This is a genomic window from Bacillus cereus group sp. MYBK108-1 (assembly GCF_051917185.1).
Taxonomy (GTDB): domain Bacteria; phylum Bacillota; class Bacilli; order Bacillales; family Bacillaceae_G; genus Bacillus_A; species Bacillus_A cereus.
Map to the genome: position 1 here is coordinate 123,936 of NZ_JBQAHZ010000003.1, position 20,254 is coordinate 144,189.

A 20,254-nucleotide genomic window follows, 5' to 3' on the forward strand; every position below is an offset into this window, starting at 1 on the left:
AATATTTAAACTAACGTTTACGCTAGCTTTTCCTTTGTTTCGAATCAAATACCATGGAAAAGGAATATTTGATTTTACTGGTGAAAATATTATAACTAGGATACTACAAAGACTATGTAAAAACAGAAAAAGGACAAAGACCGCCAAATGTTACTCCTAAAGGAGCTAAGAGAGCAAGCGGTATTCCTGTTAATGAATAGCCAACTAAGGTTACACCAGCTGTAGATAAAAGAGGGAATCCTATCCCTGGAAAAGACTATCATTTCAAAAATGGTAAGATTATAAGAGAGCATTCAGGCGGTCATACTTATCCAGATGATCCATCTCAAAATAAAGGATCACATTTCAATGATGTACATGGGAATCATTATGACTATTAAAATTGAGGTGGTAAAATGAAGTGTTGGAATGAAGTAGAAGAAGATGCATTCTCATACTACAAATGGTTTAGTCAGGATGAAGCAATCAAAAGAGTCGGTAATTTACCAAATTTAAGTTTATTCAGTGTTAATGGCTCCATGTTATTTAGCTCAGATGAAAAAAATCAATTCAAAGAAGTATGTGGCACTGAAATCAAGCAAGTATTTATAAAACATGATTTGACTAATGTCTACAAATTCTACTTGCTTGCAGCTATTGAAATCAAAGACAAAAACTCTAAAATTGAAAAATACCGAAAGGTATGGAAAGCTCTTCAAACCAAATGGAAACTTGAGGGGTTTAATAAAGGTCCAGAAGTTGAAATGGAAGTTGGAGGAACAACTTTCTACTCAAGTATTGCAGAGTTTTGTCTCGAGAAACTTCCAAATGCCATTGAAATAGTTTCTAGTAATCCTAAAAGATTTACAATCATTGCAAGTAAAAATAATGATATAATTGCGGAAGAAAATGTTAGAAAAATCTTCAAAAAAGCATTTAATGAATATAACAAATGGAAAGATGAAATAGATTATTTTAACCTTTCCATTCATCTCTGCCCAAAAGATAATATAGTTTTTAGATGGGGAGATTCATTAGAGGAAGCGGAAATAGCTGCTATATTTAAAGGAGATATACTTACACTTTTAAATAGCTAACTGCAAAATCTTGCTAAAAATAACTACATTTCAATTAACAATCATAATATTTTAATAGAATTAAACTAAGAAAAATCCGACTCACAAAAGGCGGATTTCTTCATGTATCTAAAATGTATACTGCTTTATTTGATCTAATACTAAAAATTAGGGAGGAGTAATTTTTGGCGTATTCATTAAAACCTGAAATACAAGCCAGTCTTACAAAAATTGATTTTATTAAGAGATATAAAGCCTTATCAGAAAAATTTTCTGATAGAGAAAATACATTTGAAAACTATGAAAATGAAAAAGCAATTGAAATATTTGAGTCTCTTGGCTATAAAGCTCGTTTTATGAAAAAAGAAAACTTTTTTAGAGTAGGAGAAGTAAAAAACAAAGATATCTATACTTTCAGGTTCAATATTAGCTTGAAATATAGACTCGTTGAATTTATTTGGGAGGCATGGCACACTGGTGAAGTTAGAACTGGAACATCTTGGGCTATGTTTGTAGACGTATTATCCAATGATACAGAAAAAATACTTCGTCCATGCTTCCACAGTTACGATGAACTCAAAGAAATCATGAAAATTGCCTTTGAAATGTACGAAGATTTCAAGCGAGAATTAATTCCTATTTATTCATAATTCAAAAAGCTACCGAAGACGCCAAAACAGTTACTTCGAGTAGCTTTTATTTATATATATTAAAGTTATTTATTTTCCTCTTTTTGAACATATACATAAGCATCTTTCTGCTCTTTATGTATATCAACCTTCGAATTCTCTGCAAGTTGACCCGCGTTTAGCAAAGAAAAAATAATCAACGCTTCTAGTGACATTTCGTTTTACCACTCCTTTCTAATTGTTATACGTTTATCATACCGCTTACATGTGATTTCCGTATGAACTCGAAAAGGAGATTAAAACAAAAAAGCTTTGAGGAATTTCCTCAAAGCTTTTTATTTATTAGTAACGAATTAAGAAATATTTCTTTTTACCGCGGCGAATGATTGTGAATTTACCTTCGATGCGATCGTTTTCTGTTACAACGTAGTCTAATGCTTGTGTACGCTCACCGTTCACATAGATTGCGCCGTTCGTTACATCTTCACGTGCTTGACGTTTTGATGGAGAGATTTTGCTTTCTACAAGTAAGTCGATTAATACTGTATCTTCTGCAGTACGTTCTACAGATGGTACGTCTTTGAATCCTTGCTCGATTTCGCTTGCAGTTAGTTCTGCTACAGAACCGCTGAATAATGCAGCTGAAATTTTAATCGCTTGCTCTAATGCTTCTTCACCATGAACAAGTTTTGTCATTTCAGAACCTAACGCTTTTTGTGCTGCACGTTTTTCTGGTGCTTCAGCTACTTGTTTCTCAAGCTCAAGAATTTCTTCATGAGATAAGAATGTAAAGTATTTTAAGTATTTAACAACATCACGGTCATCTGTGTTAATCCAGAATTGGTAGAACTCGTAAGGAGTTGTTTTCTCTGGGTCTAACCAAATTGCGCCACCTTCTGTTTTACCAAACTTCGTACCGTCAGATTTAGTAACTAGTGGAATTGTTAAACCGAATGCTTTCGCATCTTCTTCTGATTTACGGATTAATTCAAGACCAGCTGTAATGTTACCCCATTGGTCACTACCACCGATTTGTAGGCGGCACTTATGGTGTTGGTATAAGTTTAGGAAGTCGTATGATTGTAAAATCATATAACTAAACTCAGTAAATGAAATACCAGTTTCTAAACGAGATGCTACTGTATCTTTTGCTAACATATAGTTTAAACCGAAGTTTTTACCGATATCGCGTAAGAATGAAATGACATCTAAGTTACCAAGCCAGTCATAGTTGTTAGCCATTGTTGCTGGGTTGTCCACGTTTTCGAACTCTAAGAAGTTTGAAAGTTGGTTTTTAATGCTTTCTGTGTAGTAAGCAACTGTATCTTTCGTATTTAATGTACGCTCTGCTTTTTTACCACTTGGGTCACCGATCATACCAGTACCACCGCCAACAAGTGCGATTGGTTGGTGACCAGCTAATTGGAAACGACGTAACATTAATACTGGTAACATATGACCGATGTGTAAGCTATCCGCTGTCGGGTCGAAACCACAGTATAATTTAACGCTTTCTTTTTCTAATAATTGCTCAAGGCCCTCAGCGTCTGTTTGCTGATTAATTAGACCGCGAAATTCAAGATCTTGTAAAATACCCATATCCTACATACTCTCCTTTAAGTTCATTACTGGCGTGAAGGTTAAAAACATAAAAAAATCGCCCCTTCAAATAAGGGACGATTTTGATTATCGCGTTACCACCCTAGTTGCAGACCAAAAAAAGCCTACCACCTTATTTACATAACGGCTTAGCACCGTCTCTTCCCTTTTGAATACAATTCAATCGAAAAAAGATGCTCTAGGGGCGTAATTCGCGATCATCTATGTGCTGATTTTCACCGGCCATCAGCTCTCTAAAACAGGGAAATGATCACTACTTCTCCCTTTCCACGCTCAATTATTCATATACTTTTCTTTATACCATCATTTATATAGGCGTGTCAAATAAGGTCGGGTTTCTCTTCTTGTCAATCCTTTACAACGTCGCAAGAAGTAATTTATTAGACATATAAAAGCCTCCCTCATCTATTCTTTTATAACTGTATACAGACGAGGAAGGCACTTCGTTCAAATATTATTTTAGTTTTTTTATAATCTTTGCAGGATTCCCGCCAACTACTACATTATTAGGCACATCTTTCGTTACGACAGCACCAGATGCGATCACCGCATTGTCTCCAATTGTTACACCTGGATTAATAATTGCTCTTCCGCCAATCCATACGTTATCGCCAATTGTAACTGGTTTTCCGTATTCTGATCCGCTTATACGCTCTACTGGATCAAGCGGGTGCGTTGCTGTATAAATGTGAACACCTGGAGCTAACATACAGTTCACTCCGATTGTTACCGGGCATACGTCTAAAATCGTACAGTCAAAGTTCGCGTAAAAATTTTCACCGACATGAATGTTATAGCCGTAATCACACCTAAAAGAAGATTCAAGATGAATATTATCTCCTGTCGTTCCGAATAATTCTTTTACGATTTCGCTACGCTCTTTTAATTGTTCTTCTGGCGTATCATTTAATTTTCTCGTTAATATACGTGCTTGCTCTCTTTCTTGTACTAAAACTGGATCAGCCGGTATGTACATTTCTCCTAGTATCATCTTTTCCTTTTCTGTTTTCATCATACTATCCCCTTTAACTTATATATACAAGTTAATGATATCATAAAAAAGAAAGGCCTGAACATTTTTCGTTCAGACCTTTCTCTCTTAATCTTCCATCGTTGATAAGTCACCTGTTGGTAAATTCAGCTCCCACGCTTTTAATACGCGGCGCATAATTTTACCACTTCTCGTTTTCGGTAATTTATCTCTAAATTCAATTTGTCGTGGCGCTGCATGAGCTGCTAGGCCTTTCTTTACAAATTGACGAATTTCTTCTTTTAATTCATCAGATGGTTCGTATCCTGCTCGAAGTGCGATAAATGCTTTAATAATTTCGCCGCGCACCGGATCAGGAATACCAATTACACCAGCTTCTGCAACAGCAGCGTGCTCAATTAATTTACTTTCTACTTCAAACGGACCAACGCGCTCACCTGACGTCATAATTACATCGTCAATACGCCCTTGGAACCAGAAGTATCCATCTTCATCCATATAGGCAGAGTCACCTGATACGTACCAATCTCCCGGCATGAAATAAGATTCATATTTTTGCTGGTTATTCCAGATCCCGCGCATCATAGATGGCCAACCTTTCGCAATTGCTAAGTTACCCATTGTGTAAGGAGGCACTTCATTTCCTTCATTATCAACAATCGCTGCTTTCACACCTGGAATTGGTTTACCCATTGAGCCTGGACGGATTTCCATACAAGGGTAGTTACAAATAACTTGTCCACCTGTTTCTGTCATCCACCACGTATCATGAATACGAAGTCCAAATGCGTTCATACCCCAGCGAATTACTTCTGGATTTAACGGCTCACCAACGCTTAATACGTGGCGCACTTGTGATAAGTCATATTTTTTAATTGCGTCTTGTCCAGCTCCCATTAACATACGGAATGCTGTTGGTGCGCTGTACCAAACCGTCACACCGTAATCTTGCAGTGCTTCATACCAAGCTTCTGGACTAAAGCGTCCACCTAAAATAACGTTTGACGCTCCAACTAACCACGGTGCGAAAATACCGTAAGCTGTTCCAGTTACCCAGCCCGGGTCAGCAGTACACCAATATACATCGTCTTCTTTTAAATCTAATACCCACTTCGCCGTTTGATAGTGCTGAACCATTGCGTTTTGCGCATGAAGCACACCTTTTGGCTTACCAGTAGAACCAGACGTGTAATGTAGAATCAAGCCGTCTTCACGGCCTAACCATTCAATATGTAATTCTTTTGAAGCTTGTTCAAATAAAGGATTGAACGCTACCGTTTTACCGCCTTCTTCTACATTATCTCCAACAAGGAAAACTGTTTTTAAAGCCGGTAAATCATTTAATGGTACGCGCTCTAACAATTCAGGCGTTGTAATTAACACCTTTGCTTCGCTATCTTCTAAGCGATCGCGAACTGCGCCTTCCATAAATGCTTCAAATAGCGGTCCAACAATTGCTCCTAATTTCACTGCACCTAAAAGTGCGAAATATAACTCTGGAGAACGTGGCATAAAAATAAAAACGCGATCGCCTTTTTCTACATCGCCATAATTCTTAAGGACGTTTCCTGCTTTATTAGAAAAATCCTTCATTTCCTTAAATGTATATTTCTCTTTTCGCGATCCATCTTGATAATAAAGAGCTACTTTATTCTTTCGATCGGATTTCGCATGCTTATCAATTGCCTCATACGCCATATTTACTCGGCCTGTTTCATTCCAAGTAAAGTTTTTATTAACCTCTTCCCAGTTAAAATTCGCGTATGCCTCATCATAATTCGGCAAATTATTTTCTCCTTTAATGACAGGAAGCGTTTCTACTTTCATACTTTACATCCCCCTCCTATGTATTCTATTATCTATTATAATGACATTATTTAAAATTTTCAGTATATTTGTTGATTTTTAGACAAATTTTTAATGACAAATTTCGATTCACATCGCATATATTATAAAGTACGATATTAATAGATTCACAAACCCTCAAGGTGGTGAGCAATACATTGATTCATAAAAAAATATATAATGCTAGAAACTTAAAAACAGCGAAAGGCACTTTAATTATTGAAGGTCCTGTCTCTACACATAACTTAGAAATGTATGAGTTTCATCCAGACTTAATTGCGTTTCGTCCTGCCGAGCAACAATATAAAGCAATTGTCGAAATTTCTAAATTACCAGAAGCTCGTCTCATTATTGCTAGACATGACCAAACAATTGTTGGATATGTTACATACTTGTATCCTGATCCACTTGAACGATGGTCAGAAGGAAAAATGGAAAACTTAATTGAGCTTGGGGCAATTGAAGTAGTCCCAGCCTTCCGCGGGAGTTCTGTCGGAAAGAACTTACTAGAGGTTTCTATGATGGACGATTATATGGAAGATTACATTATATTGACGACTGAATATTATTGGCACTGGGATTTGAAACAAACAGGATTGAATGTGTGGGAATACCGAAAAGTAATGGAGAAGATGATGAATGCTGGCGGGTTACAATGGATGGCTACAGACGATCCTGAAATTTGTTCACATCCTGCCAACTGTTTAATGGTCCGCATCGGTAAACGCGTTGATACGGATTCTATTCAAGCTTTTGATCGTCTACGTTTTCACAATCGTTTTATGTATTAATAAAGGGGGCAACTGGAATGATTGTAGAAGAAATTATGAATCAAAATGTAGTTACATTACATCCAAACGATACAATCGAAACAGCAATCCGAACGATACGCACGAAAGGCATTCGGCACATTCCAATTGTCGATCAAAATAATCACGTCGTAGGCATTATTTCTGATCGGGATGTAAGAGATGCAAGTCCGTCTATTCTAGATGAACAAGTTTCACTCGATATGCTACAGCAACCGCTCGAACTTATTATGAAACATCCTGTTATGACTTGCCATCCTCTCGATTTCGTTGAGGAAATTGCTACTTTATTTTTTGAAAATAAAATTGGCTGTCTTCCTGTTACAAAGGCCGGAAAGTTAGTTGGAATCATTTCTGAATCTACAGTACTGCACACGTTAGTAAAATTAACAGGAGCACATCAACCAAGTTCGCAAATTGAAATTCAAGTAAAAAATGAACCTGGTATTCTTGGAAAAGTCGTTGCTATTTTTAGTGATTTACAAATAAATATCGTGAGCGTTCTCGTCTACCCAGCAAAAGATGAGAATGATAAAGTACTCGTTTTCCGCATTCAAACGATGAATCCTCTAAAAGTGATTGATGCACTTGAAGCAGAAGGCTACCGCGTACTATGGCCAAACATCATGGGGATGCAAGCATGAGTAGCGCGTTTATTTATTCGGATGACTTTCGGGGCTATTCATTTAGCCCTGATCATCCTTTTAACCAACTGCGCGTCACACTTACGTATGATTTATTACAAAAGGGCGGTTTCATCTCTCCCTCTCAAATCATCTCACCACGGATGGCTACAGATGAAGAGATCGCCTACGTTCATACAGAGGAGTACATAAATGCGGTAAAACGTGCTGGAGAAGGAAAGTTAGAAAAATCAATTGCGATGACATATGGACTCGGAACAGAAGATACACCAATGTTCCCAAATATGCACGAAGCAAGCGCATTGCTCGTCGGCGGTACGTTAACAGCTGTCGATGCTGTTCTCTCTGGGAAAGTAAAACATGCACTTAATTTGGGCGGCGGCTTACATCACGGCTTTCGCGGCAAAGCATCTGGCTTTTGTATTTATAACGACAGTTCTATCGCAATGAAATATATTCAAAAGAAATACGGTTTACGCGTCTTATATATTGATACAGATGCTCATCACGGTGATGGCGTACAGTGGTCGTTTTATGATGACCCTAACGTATGCACAATTTCATTACATGAAACTGGTCGCTATTTATTTCCTGGAACTGGCGCTGTAAATGAACGCGGACAAGGTAATGGCTATAGTTATTCTTTTAACGTTCCACTCGATGCTTTTACAGAAGATGAATCGTTCTTAGAATCATATCGAACTGTTGTAAAAGAAGTTGCAGCGTACTTTAAACCGGATATTATTTTAACGCAAAATGGTGCTGACGCACATTATTATGACCCACTTACGCATCTTTGTGCGACAATGAATATTTACCGCGAAATACCGAAGCTCGCTCGTGAAATTGCTAATGAATATTGCGACGGTCGCTGGATCGCTGTCGGTGGCGGTGGCTATGATCACTGGCGCGTCGTTCCAAGAGCTTGGGCACTCATTTGGCTCGAAATGAACAACATCCAAAACATCTCAGGTTATCTCCCTCCAGAATGGATTGAAGCTTGGAAAGGACAAGCAGAAACAGAACTTCCCCTCACATGGGAAGATCCAGACAACATGTATAAACCTATCCCCCGTAAACCAGAAATTGAAGAAAAGAATGCATTAACTGTAGCGAAATCCCTTGAAATTATTCGGAATAATATGACAAAATCTTTATACTAAACGAAAAGGAGGCTCGTTTTTGAATAGCCTCCTTTTATTTAAAGCTCGCTATTATTGTCGATTCCTGTCGGCAAGTCGATATATTTTAATAATCGCTGATATATTTCAAGTTGCGCCGATATATTTGGAAAATCGCTGATATATTTCGAGATGCGCCGATATATTCTAATAATCGCTGATATATTTTTATGTACTAATGGATTTTATGAGGAAAGGTCGTGATATTATGTGGATACAACAAATGATCCACACGAAACGTGGTACATTTGAACTCTTTACAAAAGGAGATGGCGAATCGCTTTGTATTACACATCACTATTCACAATTTAATGAAACTGGTGATTACTTTGCGGATGTTTTTACTGCTACGCATCGTGTATTTCTCATTAATTTACGAGACGCTGGTAACTCGTTAAAAGCCAATTCAGAAAAAGAATTAAGCATGATTGAAACAATCCACGACTTGGAAGCCATACGAGAAGCATTACAACTTCCAACATGGCATTTCGCTGGCCATTCAACAGGTGGTATGCTTGGACTTTTATATGCAATTACATATCCACATTCCTTACAATCATTAGTCGTAGCAGGAGCTGCAGCAAGTAACTATACCGAAACACCATTTTGCATTTATCACCCAGCACATCCACAGTTTCATTATATGCAAAAACTCATCGAAAACTTAAAAAGCCCTCACCTTACAAATGAAGAACGAAAAGAACTAGCTACTAAGAGAACAAAATTATCATTGTATAAACCAGAAAACTACAACTCTTATTTTTGTAAACCAATCAATAAAACAATGTCCATTAGCCGGATGAATGCTTTCGCCAATGAATATCCTTCATTTGATTTAAGAGAGTATTTATCTTCCATCCAAACAAAGACACTTATTATATGCGGAAGATATGATGTGCAGTGCCCGATTCAATATTCTATCGAGATACATGATGGAATACGTAATTCTATCTTCATTCCATTCGAAAATAGCAACCATTATCCTTTTTTAGAAGAAGCTGCTCAGTTTACTTCTACTACTCAAACATTTTATAAATCGTTAGTACCATTATTATTAAGAAAACCTAAACACTGACAAAAAGCTCACAGCCTCTATAAGACTATGAGCTTTTTTCAAAAGAAATATTTCACACTAAAAACAACTAAAAAAACAAAAGAAATAACAACTAAACCCACATCAAATAATACCGACTTTTTATCTCTATCTTTTAAACTTACCTTAGAGCTAGAAATGCTTTTAATTACCCAAAAGATCGCAAAAAAGAACCAACCGAAATGATTATTCGTAGAATCTTCATCATAAAACATTTGTATTGCACCAATAATCAATAAGATAAGTACGATATTAGTTCCAATCTTTAAAGTCTTATTTGATTTATTATCTTTTAATATATCCCCCAACATATAGCTCGCTCCCTATGCTCTCCTCTGTTTTGTTTCTCTTTACATTTTAACATAAATTACCTATTCCTTCCTTTTCATTCGAATAACATACAAAAAACCTGCCAATTACTCGGCAGGTTCCCTACACATTAAAACGATAACCAGCTCCCCACACTGTTTCAATATATTGCGGGTGAGCAGGATCTCTTTCAATTTTTTCACGTAGCTTTCTAATGTGGACGACAACAGTGGCTAAATCACCAGCGGAATCTAATCCCCAAATGCGTTCAAATAACTGTTCTTTATTTAATACTTGGTTTGGATGTGTTACAAAGAATGTTAATAAATCAAATTCCTTCGTTGTAAATGCCACTTCTTCATTGTTTATAAAAACTTTCCTCGCTCGTTGATCGATAGAAATTCCGTGAATATATAACGTATCGCGTTGCTTACTTACATTTCCTAATAATCTTTCATAACGAGAAATATGTGCTTTTACTCTTGCGACTAATTCACTCGGGCTAAACGGCTTCGTTATATAATCATCCGCTCCTAATCCGAGTCCGCGAATTTTATCTATATCTTCTTTTTTTGCTGAAACAAGTAGAATCGGAATATCTTTTACAGCACGTATTTGTTTACAAATTTCGAATCCGTTCATTTTCGGAAGCATAATATCTAAAATAATTAAATCATAGTCTTCTTGCAAGGCTGTTTGTAAACCTATTTCTCCTGAATGCTCTACATCAACTTGGAAATCATTAATTTCTAAATAATCTCGCTGTAATTCTGCAATACTTACTTCATCTTCTATTAGTAAAATTCTTTTCAATTTACTCACCACATTCCTCTACTTTTTCCAATGAGAAGAAAATGCTTGTGCCTTTACCAAGCTCGCTTTCCGCCCAAATTTCCCCGCCATGTTCTTCAACAATTTGCTTCGCTATTGCTAAACCAAGTCCACTTCCACCTGTGCTAGAATTCCGCGATTGTTCTGCACGATAAAAACGTTCAAAGATATAAGGTAGCGTATCAGATTCTATACCTGATCCATTATCCATTACTTTCACAATAACTTTATTATTATCACTCGATACTGTTACAGTAATTTTCTTCTCTTCTTTATCCATGTATTTCACACTATTATGAATTAAATTTGATATAACTCTATTGATTTTTTCGCAATCAGCCGTTACATATAGTGGTGATGCATGTAATTGTAAGTTAACTTCTATACCTTCTTTACTTAAATCCATTTGCATCTCTTCGATTAACTCTTGCATAAACGTATTCAATTCAACCGTTTCAAACTGAAAGGGAACTCGATTCAAATCGAGCTTTGAGAATAAAAATAATTCATCAATAAGTGTATCCATATGTCTTGCTTTCGTATGGATAGTTGTTAAATACTTATCCATTTTTTCTGGCGTATTTGCTACCCCGTCCTTTATTCCTTCTACATATCCGATAATTGATGTAATCGGTGTTTTTAAGTCATGAGAGATGTTTGAAATAAGCTCTTTTCTATTTTCTTCATACTGTGTTTGCATCTCTATCGATTCTTTTAATCTCTTCCTCATTTCCTCAAATCCTTGATTTAATTGCCCTATTTCATCGTGTGATGTAACTGGTATTTGAAAATCTAAATTTCCTTCTTTAATTTTCTCCGTTGCGCCTTTCAATACAAAAATTGGTTTTATTACACTTCTTGAAACGAGGTAACTTAATAATCCAATGAGTAAAATGGCTAGTAGTAAGAGAGATACAAATAAGATTGGAAATAATTTTTGTGTAAGATCTACAAATGAACTTTGCTTTTTTAATACAAATATACTTCCCTCTTCTTCCTGAGAAAAATAAAAATCAAACTTTACATATCGATAAAATGTATCGCCTAGTTCCGTTGTACCACGACTATTAATATTTGCTGATTCAAATTTCGGAAGGGCTTCTTTTAAAGATACACTTTCAAATACGTTTGAAGCATATGAAAGTGTTTCTCCTTTTCTTACTACTATTTTCACACCCTCTTTTTCTATTGCTGAGACAAACGACTCATCTAGCAATTGAGATTGATGCTGTTTGGCTGCTGACTTCAACTCAAGATAGGCATTCTCTTCTTCTGGTGTAAGCGGCTTTTGAATGTAAGAACTTTTATAGAAATTTTTCACTGCTTCCAAGTCACCTGTTATCGAAAAAACGATTAAAAATCCCGCGACTAATATAAGCGTAATGGAAACGAGGATAACAGCAATATAAGAAAATAAAAACCTTGTTTTAATAGACATATCTTAAATCCTCACTTTACCCCGCATTAACGGGCAGTAAGATCCCCACCTCAAAATTCAGAGAAAGCAAAGAAGTTAAGTGGGGGATCAACTGCCCATAAAAGCCCGATTGGTTCAACTAATAATCAGTGGGGGATGAACACCCCCCCACTGATTAAAGTTTCACTTTATCAAACCTTATTATTTACAAGCATAAAAATATATGATCAAATACTCAAGCGATTTTATAGTAATTTTAGCGTCAGTTTATAAAAATTTAATGTTCCTATTTTACAGTTGAAATTAGGAGGTTGAAATTCCATGTTCAAAAAAACATTCAGTATGATATGTTGCGTAATTTTTTTACAAGGATGCTCACAAGAACAAGAAGTAAAAAAGGAGATGATAAACATGGAGACTGCACTACTAGCAGCCACTGAAAAAAATGAAACGAATACTGTTATATCTTTACTAAAACAAGGCGCAAATATAAATACGACGGATAGTCAAGGACGCACTCCGCTTATGATTGCTACATACAAAAATGATGTAAAAACCGCAAAGGCACTTATCGAAGCTGGTGCTGACGTAAATATCCAAGATGACATGAAAAATAATCCCTTTCTATACGCCGGTGCGGAAGGTTACTTAGACATTTTAAAATTAACAATTGATGCTGGTGCAGATCCTACGATTACAAATCGTTACGGCGGAACAGCTCTTATCCCAGCCTCAGAACATGGCTATATTGACGTTATAAAGGAACTCCTCACTCGAACAAATATTGATGTAAATCATGTAAATAACCTGGGATGGACAGCTTTAATGGAAGCCATCGTACTAAGTAACGGAAACGAAACACAGCAACAAGTCATTCGCCTTCTTATTGAGCACGGTGCAGATGTAAATATTCCAGACAATGATGGTGTTACCCCGTTAGAGCATGCTCGCGCTCATCACTTTGAAGAGATAGAGAAGATTTTGTTAGAAGGCCGTAAGTAAAAAGCTAATTTTTGCCTTCCTCCCCCACCCTATGCTACATTTAAGCCGTTACATTACTATTAATAGGGGGGGAATAAACATGAACAAACCTAAAATTGGGATGATTGGACTTGGAAGTATTGCGCAAAAGGCCTATCTTCCAACACTTACAAAAGAAACTGATTGGAATTTTGTAGGGGCGTTTACACCTAACGTAGAGAAAAGAAAACAAGTTTGCCAGCAATACCGAATTCAAGACTTTCATTCTATTGAAATGTTAGCTTCGGAATGCAATGCAATCTTCGTTCATAGTTCAACTGCATCGCATTATGAAATCGTTTCTGAACTTCTAAAAAAAGGGATCGACGTTTATGTTGATAAACCGCTAGCAGCTACAGTGGAACAAGCTGAGCAACTAGTCGAGTTGAGCGAGAAGTATAACCGAAAATTAATGGTCGGATTTAATCGCAGATTCGTTCCTATGTATGTCGCTGCCAAAGAACAGGCTAATGATATTTCATGGATTCGAATTGAAAAGCATCGTACAAATAAAGTCGGGCCATATACGTACGACTTCACTATGTTAGATGATTATTTACACATTGTAGATACCGCTCGCTGGTTAGCTAATGATGACCTTAACGCCGTTCACAATATGATACAAATCAATGAAAAGAATGAACTTCTTTACGGACATCATACATATACAACTCCAAGTGGACTGTTACTTTCTACTGCAATGCATCGCCATGCCGGTACAAATTTAGAACAAATTGAACTTGTAACGCCAGGGAAAATCATTCGCGTAAAAAATATGAATACATTTGAAATTGAACAGGAAAACTCAGTTTCACAAAGTGGTTCCCCATCATGGGATACGACGTTAAAACAACGTGGTTTTGAAGATGCTGTTCATCATTTTATTGAGTGTGTACAAGGCGATACAAAGCCTGTTGTAGATGGATTAGAAGGATTAAAAACGCAGCAAATGCTACAATCTTTACTAGATGATGTAAACAAAAATTAAAACGGATACATTTTTCAGAATTTACTTTCATTCCCATTCCCTCTTTATTTCTCTCGTAAATTTCTATAGAATATGTTGATAGGAATTATAAATTTCATAATGAATCGTGGAAAGGATGGGATTAACACATGTGGAACGAGTTTAAAAAATTCGCTTTCAAAGGGAATGTCGTTGATTTAGCTGTCGGGGTTGTAATCGGTGCTGCATTCGGTAAAATCGTTAGTTCTTTAGTAAAAGATATCATCACACCATTACTTGGTATGGTATTAGGTGGCGTTGACTTTACAAGTTTACACTTTGGATACGGTAAATCTGCTGTTATGTATGGTAACTTCATCCAAACAATTTTTGACTTCTTAATTATCGCAGCTTCTATCTTTATGTTTGTTAAAGTTTTCAACAAACTAACATCTAAAAAAGAAGAAGAAAAAGAGGAAGAAATTTCAGAACCAACAAAAGAAGAAGAACTTCTTGGCGAAATTCGCGACTTACTAAAACAGCAAAACTCTTCTAAAGATAGAGCATAATTGAACGGATAAAAAGGCATGTCCCCTCGGGATATGCCTTTTCTATATGCTATAACGTTTCCGAATTCATATGAATAAATAAAATAATACCAGCAACCATAAGTACCATAATGCTACCTGCAAATAGTGTAATACCAATAAACATTAAACTTGTGCTCATATCTACTGATACACTTTCAATAAAAATAGAAATTACATACGTGATAAGGGCAATTCCTGCAAGAATACTTCCTGGAACAAATCGCTTTAAACCATTTTGTTTTAACGTCATATATGCAAAAATAGCAGTCATACAAAGCGTAATTATCCAAAGAACGATCATCTCTTTTCCCCCCTCACAAGCCTTTTCTTTCTATTATACATGACATTGCCCTATAATAGTTAAATTTGCACTTATGTGACATATAACAAGGAATAGCCCCATCTATAGCGAAGGCATTATAACATACACTTATACAATAAGGAGGCTTTCATTTGGAATATACTACTACATATAAATTAGAGCTATCCGAACGATTCGATTATGTTACGATTGACTTAGACAAACAGTTTTTTTACATCGAAGTTGTAAATTTACAAAGTAATATAACTGTACTAAAAATATCAATTAACTTGCAAAAAGACGAAACGATGGTAGAGGGAAATATAATTCATTATGATACTTTTCACGTAGATGCATTATTACAAGGATTGAAATATGTTGCTCGAACATGTATTAATCACAATTTAAAAAACCAAAAGGAACTGTTTGCATTTTTAGAAGAAAATTAGCTCCAACAAAAAAATGGTTATTTTTTCTTTTTATTGATATAATTGTTATATAGAAATATTCTTTATAAGGGAGTGTTCATAATGATTTGGATTTCACTAATCGTATTAGCTTATTTTATCATTCTCGTCCCAATACAGTACAACTACATTAAAATGCTCAAAGAAAAACAGAAAAAAATGAGTGTCTCACAAAACGAACTATATGACAACATGTCTTATGAAGAATCCCAAGTACATTACCATTATCAAAGTAACGTATTTACAATACCTGCTTCGCTTGTCGCAAGTATTATTTATAAAGTGAACCATGCAGCATAATATGTACGCTGTAAAATTATTGTTTGAGTCTGTTCATTCTAGTGAGCCTGATTCTACGAAAATTGATGAGCATTATGAAGAGAATCACGATACACTTTTTGAAGAAAGTATTATTCTTGTTAAAGCAAACAGTTTGGAAGAAGCTCATGCACTAGGTAAACAAATCGCTATACAGTCTGAGCATACGTACGATAATATGTACGGCGAGCAAATAACATGGACGTTTCGAAAACTATTGCATGTGTTTGAATTAGACGATACCCCATTTGAAACTGGAAAAGAATTGTATGCAAGATTTTTACACGTTAAGAAAGACGAAATGGTAAATGCAGTCGTACAAAAATACTATCCTGAATACGAATAAAAGCTCACAGCAATCGCTGTGAGCTTTTTTATACTTACTTCGTTGAATCTCTAAATTGGATACGGTGAGGTAAGATAACAGTGTGATCTTCCACTTTTTCTTTGTTCATATACTTTGTTAATAGACGCATTGCTACTGCACCGATATCATACATCGGTTGAACAACTGTTGAAAGCTGCGGACGAACCATTAATGCAAGGCGTGTATTATCGAAACCAAGTACTTCTACGTCAGTTGGTACGTTTAATCCAGCGTCTTGTGCTGCATGGATTACACCTAGTGCCATTTCATCAGAAGATACGAAGATTGCTGTTGGCTTTTCATCATTGCTCCAAAGCTTTTCGAATGCTTCGATACCTGAGTCATATGTGTAATCTCCATCGATTACAAGATTTTCATCATATGAAATACCTGCTTCTTCTAAAGCTTTTTTGTAACCTTGTAACTTCTTCGCGCTTCCCGCTTTATCAATGAAAGGACCAGAGACGAAACCGATACGTTTATGTCCTTGCTCGATAAAGTGCTTCATTGCATCATAAGCTGCTTGTGTATAATCAATATTTACTGATGGCGTTTCATTTTGCTCATCAAATGATGCTGCTAATACAATTGGTACTGGAGATTTTTTAAATTCTTCAATGTGAATGTCTGTAATATCTTCACCCATGAAAACAATTCCGTCCACTTGTTTTCCAAGCATCGTATTTAATAAATGGAACTCTTTCTCTTTGTTTTGGTCAGAGTTACTTAAAATGATGTTATATTTGTACATTGTTGCGATATCTTCAATTCCACGAGCTAGTTCTGCATAAAACGTATTTGAGATATCAGGAATAATAACACCTACTGTAGTTGTCTTCTTACTTGCTAGTCCACGTGCTACCGCATTTGGGCGGTATCCTAAACGATCAATTGCTTCTAATACTTTCTTTCTTGTTGTAGGCTTTACATTTGGGTTACCGTTCACAACGCGTGATACGGTAGCCATTGAAACGTTCGCTTCACGCGCTACATCATATATTGTTACGTTCATCTCATCGCACACTCCTTCTATTTTTGTTATCTATTTTTATGTATCGGTTACTTGAATGAAAAAAAGACATCAACTCTATTTGCAGATGCCACCAATCGTCCCGAGTTCTTCCTTTTACTAATGATACGATAAAAACGCAGGCTCATACAATATTTTCCCGCAAAAGTTTCGAAAAAATTCGCTTCTTTTCTCGTATTTTCGTATTTTTTATGAAAAAAGGGCATTTTTTGTAAAAAAATAGATGTTTCCTTAGTAGAAATCTTATTTTAAGCAGTACGATAGTAAATGAAATTTATATCGGCGATTTTTCGAATATATCGACTGTAACTCGAAATATATCAGCGATTTTCCAAATATATCGACCGCAACTCTAATTATATCAGCGATTTTTTAAATATATCAACTTACCAACAAAAATCGACAATGACAGTCGCTATACAATAGGAGAAAGCTGTTCCAAAATGCCTTTTTGGAACAGCTCATTAAAAGTTTTTATAATTTACTTCCAAATGATTTTAATTCATTCATAAAATCATTGAACTGCGGTATATTCATTTGTTGCGCTGCATCAGATAAAGCTACAGCTGGATCTGGATGTACTTCAGCCATAATTGCGTCTGCACCAATTGCCATCGCTGCTTTTGCAGTTGGTAAGAGAAGGTCACGTCGCCCTGTAGAATGCGTTACATCGACAACGACAGGTAAATGTGTTTCTTTCTTTAAAATCGGCACAGCGGAAATATCAAGCGTATTACGCGTCGCTCTTTCATACGTGCGAATACCTCGTTCACATAAAATAATGTTCCCATTTCCCTTTGCCATAATATATTCTGCCGCATTAATGAATTCTTCAATCGTTGCTGATAGACCACGTTTTAATAATACTGGTTTATTCACAGCACCAGCTGCCCTTAGCAAATCAAAGTTTTGCATATTGCGAGCGCCAATTTGAATAACATCAACGTAATCTAATGACATCTCAATATCATTCGGATTTAAAATTTCACTAATAACAGCCAAATCATATTCATCTGCTACCTGGCGCAAAATTTGTAATCCCTCTAATCCAAGACCTTGAAAATCATACGGTGAAGTACGTGGTTTAAACGCACCACCACGCATTAATTTCAGACCTTGCCCTTTCATTGCTTCAGCAACTTGACGTACTTGTTCATAACTTTCCACTGCACACGGTCCCATAATAAAATGCTGATTTCCGTCACCAATTTTTTCACCATTAATTTCAACAATCGTATCTTCTGTTTTTTTCTTACGAGAAACAAGTAATGCTTTACGATGATCGTCTTCTTGTAATTCTAAACCAGCTTGAAAAATTTGTTTGAAAATATGTTGTAAAGTCGAAGTTTCAAATGGACCATTATTATTCTCTGCAATTAAATCCAGCATATTTCTTTCACGTACAGGATCAAAACGTTTCACACCTTGTACTTCTTTTAAATTACCAACTTCTTGTACGAGACGACCTCTTTCGTTTAGTAACTCTAATATTTGTAAATTAAGTTGATCAATTTCAGAACGTAAACGACCTAATTGTTGTGATGCCATAAGAAAGCCACCTCTTTCAAATTCCTATATGTTACTTTTTTAAGATAATTTATTATAGCTGATACATATACGATTGTCACACGATATACAGCAAGGAATTACTATCAAAAAACATTATATATTTTCATTTAAAATAAAAAAAAGACAGTTTACATACTGTCTTTTTTTACAAGAAGGAAACAAACGGTTTATCACTGTTTTTCTCTTTTATAATAACGGCCTCAATTTTACTCTCGGACTTGATCTGTAATTGTACTTTCGCATCTTTAGGCAATTTGTCTAACATGCCTTGAGCAGCCAATTGGGTAAGAGCCATTAATTCTGTTTTACCGTTATATTTAATAACAATATTCATATTTAATGTATCCATTTGATCTTTCTTATAAGAAACTTTAGCGTTGACTGGAATAAAATCTCCATTAGAAAAACCTTTTATTTCCTTAGCAAAGTTATTTATTTTTGTATTATCTTCTCCATGTGCTTGTGTAAATTCATCAGAAGGATATGAATACGACTTTTCATCGATCGTACTCCAATTTCCAAGGTTCGTATCATTCTTTTGAACAGTAGCACTAGCAATATACGTACCATTTTTTAAAGAACTTGTACTTTCTTGCTTAAAGATAGCAAACGTAATTGGAGATTTGTTATATTTATCATTTTTGTTAATAGCTTCAATAAGTTGTTTAGCAACTTCAGTCCCTTTAGACATAGCCTCTTCATTCGATACACTTGAAGACATAGCTAAGCCAATCATAACACCAGATAAACTTAATTCATTTGAATTCTGTTTTCCGAAATAATCTTGTTCTATAATATTTGTCAAAACTGGCGCTTCTACTTTCGCAACTAGTTCATCAATTAGTTTCTCTGGAATATACTGGTTTAATTGCAGTACGTGACTCTCTGTATCAAATTGCTGCGTTGCAATATTTATTAAACCATTTTCATACTCTGCTAAATCTAATTTAGAATTTGTTTTTATATTAGCTGTATTAATAACCTTTTGTTCTTTTAAAGGAATAACAGTTCTATAATAATCTTTAGAAACAGCAGTTCTCGGAATCATACTTTTTTCTTTTGTATCTTTTTGTATAACTTCATCCTTCTTACTAATCGTATTACTATTGTTACTACAAGCTCCCAGTAATAAACTTACGACTGCGAAGGATAATGCCATTTTCTTCATTACTTAAAACCTACTTTCAACAATCTAGTTATTTAGTTTGAACTATTAATAGTG

Annotated in this window: 23 protein-coding genes, 1 pseudogene and 1 other annotated feature; of the genes and pseudogenes, 13 read left to right on the forward strand and 11 right to left on the reverse strand. The window is 35.6% G+C overall.

The window, feature by feature from the left end:
* Nucleotides 1-230: 230 nt before the first annotated feature.
* From ACTFSL_RS06990 to ACTFSL_RS07000, 3 genes and pseudogenes are all read left to right on the forward strand, one after another.
* A pseudogene (locus ACTFSL_RS06990) lies at nt 231-380 on the forward strand (HNH/endonuclease VII fold putative polymorphic toxin); the annotation flags it as partial.
* Nucleotides 381-395: 15 nt separating this feature from the next.
* On the forward strand, nt 396-1,076 hold the full coding sequence (locus ACTFSL_RS06995; RefSeq protein ID WP_440041423.1) for a hypothetical protein: 681 nt from the start codon (nt 396-398) through the stop codon (nt 1,074-1,076).
* 164 nt (nt 1,077-1,240) lie between these two features.
* Complete coding sequence (locus ACTFSL_RS07000) at nt 1,241-1,705, forward strand: hypothetical protein (protein ID WP_153581579.1); 465 nt, start codon at nt 1,241-1,243, stop codon at nt 1,703-1,705.
* Between the two features lie 65 nt (nt 1,706-1,770).
* Here the strand turns inward: ACTFSL_RS07000 and ACTFSL_RS07005 are convergent, their stop codons facing one another.
* From ACTFSL_RS07005 to acsA, 4 genes are all read right to left on the reverse strand, one after another.
* Nucleotides 1,771-1,899 (reverse strand): hypothetical protein, encoded by a 129-nt coding sequence (locus ACTFSL_RS07005; RefSeq protein WP_000050940.1) that lies wholly within the window; start codon nt 1,897-1,899, stop codon nt 1,771-1,773.
* 127 nt (nt 1,900-2,026) lie between these two features.
* Nucleotides 2,027-3,283 carry a tyrosine--tRNA ligase gene (gene tyrS, locus ACTFSL_RS07010; protein ID WP_000512076.1) on the reverse strand — a complete coding sequence of 419 codons (1,257 nt, stop codon included), beginning with the start codon at nt 3,281-3,283 and terminating at the stop codon, nt 2,027-2,029.
* 70 nt (nt 3,284-3,353) lie between these two features.
* Nucleotides 3,354-3,583, reverse strand: a binding site (T-box leader).
* 175 nt (nt 3,584-3,758) lie between these two features.
* Complete coding sequence (locus tag ACTFSL_RS07015) at nt 3,759-4,319, reverse strand: maltose acetyltransferase domain-containing protein (protein WP_002026426.1); 561 nt, start codon at nt 4,317-4,319, stop codon at nt 3,759-3,761.
* Nucleotides 4,320-4,403: 84 nt separating this feature from the next.
* Nucleotides 4,404-6,122, reverse strand: a complete 1,719-nt coding sequence (gene acsA, locus ACTFSL_RS07020; protein WP_000862049.1) for an acetate--CoA ligase — start codon at nt 6,120-6,122, stop codon at nt 4,404-4,406.
* Nucleotides 6,123-6,298: 176 nt separating this feature from the next.
* Here acsA and acuA point away from each other — a divergent pair, with 176 nt between their 5' ends.
* From acuA to ACTFSL_RS07040, 4 genes are all read left to right on the forward strand, one after another.
* Nucleotides 6,299-6,931, forward strand: coding sequence for an acetoin utilization protein acetyltransferase AcuA (gene acuA, locus ACTFSL_RS07025; protein ID WP_000581388.1), 633 nt, complete (start codon nt 6,299-6,301; stop codon nt 6,929-6,931).
* A gap of 17 nt (nt 6,932-6,948) precedes the next feature.
* Nucleotides 6,949-7,593, forward strand: coding sequence for an acetoin utilization AcuB family protein (locus tag ACTFSL_RS07030; protein WP_000634583.1), 645 nt, complete (start codon nt 6,949-6,951; stop codon nt 7,591-7,593).
* Nucleotides 7,590-8,756 carry an acetoin utilization protein AcuC gene (gene acuC, locus ACTFSL_RS07035; protein ID WP_000092823.1) on the forward strand — a complete coding sequence of 389 codons (1,167 nt, stop codon included), beginning with the start codon at nt 7,590-7,592 and terminating at the stop codon, nt 8,754-8,756. Before ACTFSL_RS07030 ends, acuC begins: the two co-directional genes overlap by 4 nt.
* Nucleotides 8,757-8,961: 205 nt before the next feature.
* Nucleotides 8,962-9,849: an alpha/beta fold hydrolase gene (locus tag ACTFSL_RS07040; protein ID WP_440041425.1), complete on the forward strand. Its 888-nt coding sequence runs from the start codon at nt 8,962-8,964 to the stop codon at nt 9,847-9,849.
* A gap of 38 nt (nt 9,850-9,887) precedes the next feature.
* Here the strand turns inward: ACTFSL_RS07040 and ACTFSL_RS07045 are convergent, their stop codons facing one another.
* The 3 genes from ACTFSL_RS07045 to ACTFSL_RS07055 form a co-directional block, all read right to left on the reverse strand.
* Complete coding sequence (locus ACTFSL_RS07045; RefSeq protein ID WP_000900163.1) at nt 9,888-10,178, reverse strand: hypothetical protein; 291 nt, start codon at nt 10,176-10,178, stop codon at nt 9,888-9,890.
* 121 nt (nt 10,179-10,299) lie between these two features.
* Nucleotides 10,300-10,989: a response regulator transcription factor gene (locus ACTFSL_RS07050; protein WP_002024886.1), complete on the reverse strand. Its 690-nt coding sequence runs from the start codon at nt 10,987-10,989 to the stop codon at nt 10,300-10,302.
* A 1-nt stretch (nt 10,990) separates the two neighbouring features.
* Nucleotides 10,991-12,445, reverse strand: coding sequence for an ATP-binding protein (locus ACTFSL_RS07055; RefSeq protein WP_440041427.1), 1,455 nt, complete (start codon nt 12,443-12,445; stop codon nt 10,991-10,993).
* Nucleotides 12,446-12,745: 300 nt separating this feature from the next.
* Between ACTFSL_RS07055 and ACTFSL_RS07060 the strand changes: the two genes are divergently transcribed.
* The 3 genes from ACTFSL_RS07060 (at nt 12,746) to mscL (ending at nt 14,959) form a co-directional block, all read left to right on the forward strand.
* A complete protein-coding gene (locus ACTFSL_RS07060; RefSeq protein ID WP_440041429.1) occupies nt 12,746-13,426 on the forward strand; it encodes an ankyrin repeat domain-containing protein in 681 nt (226 codons plus the stop codon).
* A 79-nt stretch (nt 13,427-13,505) separates the two neighbouring features.
* Nucleotides 13,506-14,432: a Gfo/Idh/MocA family protein gene (locus tag ACTFSL_RS07065; protein WP_440041431.1), complete on the forward strand. Its 927-nt coding sequence runs from the start codon at nt 13,506-13,508 to the stop codon at nt 14,430-14,432.
* 128 nt (nt 14,433-14,560) lie between these two features.
* Nucleotides 14,561-14,959, forward strand: a complete 399-nt coding sequence (gene mscL / locus ACTFSL_RS07070; protein ID WP_440041433.1) for a large conductance mechanosensitive channel protein MscL — start codon at nt 14,561-14,563, stop codon at nt 14,957-14,959.
* Nucleotides 14,960-15,008: 49 nt separating this feature from the next.
* On the opposite strand, the gene ACTFSL_RS07075 is transcribed toward mscL, so the two are convergent.
* Nucleotides 15,009-15,281, reverse strand: coding sequence for a DUF3917 domain-containing protein (locus ACTFSL_RS07075; RefSeq protein WP_000636589.1), 273 nt, complete (start codon nt 15,279-15,281; stop codon nt 15,009-15,011).
* Nucleotides 15,282-15,433: 152 nt separating this feature from the next.
* Here ACTFSL_RS07075 and dhp61 point away from each other — a divergent pair, with 152 nt between their 5' ends.
* The 3 genes from dhp61 to ACTFSL_RS07090 all read left to right on the forward strand — a co-directional run bounded on the left by dhp61 (nt 15,434) and on the right by ACTFSL_RS07090 (nt 16,412).
* Nucleotides 15,434-15,730 carry a protein Dhp61 gene (gene dhp61, locus ACTFSL_RS07080; protein ID WP_016125924.1) on the forward strand — a complete coding sequence of 99 codons (297 nt, stop codon included), beginning with the start codon at nt 15,434-15,436 and terminating at the stop codon, nt 15,728-15,730.
* An 81-nt stretch (nt 15,731-15,811) separates the two neighbouring features.
* Nucleotides 15,812-16,048 carry a DUF3949 domain-containing protein gene (locus tag ACTFSL_RS07085; protein WP_000637903.1) on the forward strand — a complete coding sequence of 79 codons (237 nt, stop codon included), beginning with the start codon at nt 15,812-15,814 and terminating at the stop codon, nt 16,046-16,048.
* 1 nt (nt 16,049) lies between these two features.
* Nucleotides 16,050-16,412, forward strand: coding sequence for a DUF4288 domain-containing protein (locus tag ACTFSL_RS07090; RefSeq protein WP_440041435.1), 363 nt, complete (start codon nt 16,050-16,052; stop codon nt 16,410-16,412).
* A 34-nt stretch (nt 16,413-16,446) separates the two neighbouring features.
* On the opposite strand, the gene ccpA is transcribed toward ACTFSL_RS07090, so the two are convergent.
* The 3 genes from ccpA to ACTFSL_RS07105 all read right to left on the reverse strand — a co-directional run bounded on the left by ccpA (nt 16,447) and on the right by ACTFSL_RS07105 (nt 20,200).
* Nucleotides 16,447-17,445, reverse strand: coding sequence for a catabolite control protein A (gene ccpA / locus ACTFSL_RS07095; protein WP_001103297.1), 999 nt, complete (start codon nt 17,443-17,445; stop codon nt 16,447-16,449).
* A gap of 492 nt (nt 17,446-17,937) precedes the next feature.
* Nucleotides 17,938-19,011, reverse strand: a complete 1,074-nt coding sequence (locus tag ACTFSL_RS07100) for a bifunctional 3-deoxy-7-phosphoheptulonate synthase/chorismate mutase (RefSeq protein ID WP_000168209.1) — start codon at nt 19,009-19,011, stop codon at nt 17,938-17,940.
* A 166-nt stretch (nt 19,012-19,177) separates the two neighbouring features.
* Complete coding sequence (locus ACTFSL_RS07105) at nt 19,178-20,200, reverse strand: CamS family sex pheromone protein (RefSeq protein ID WP_000738025.1); 1,023 nt, start codon at nt 20,198-20,200, stop codon at nt 19,178-19,180.
* Nucleotides 20,201-20,254: the final 54 nt, after the last annotated feature.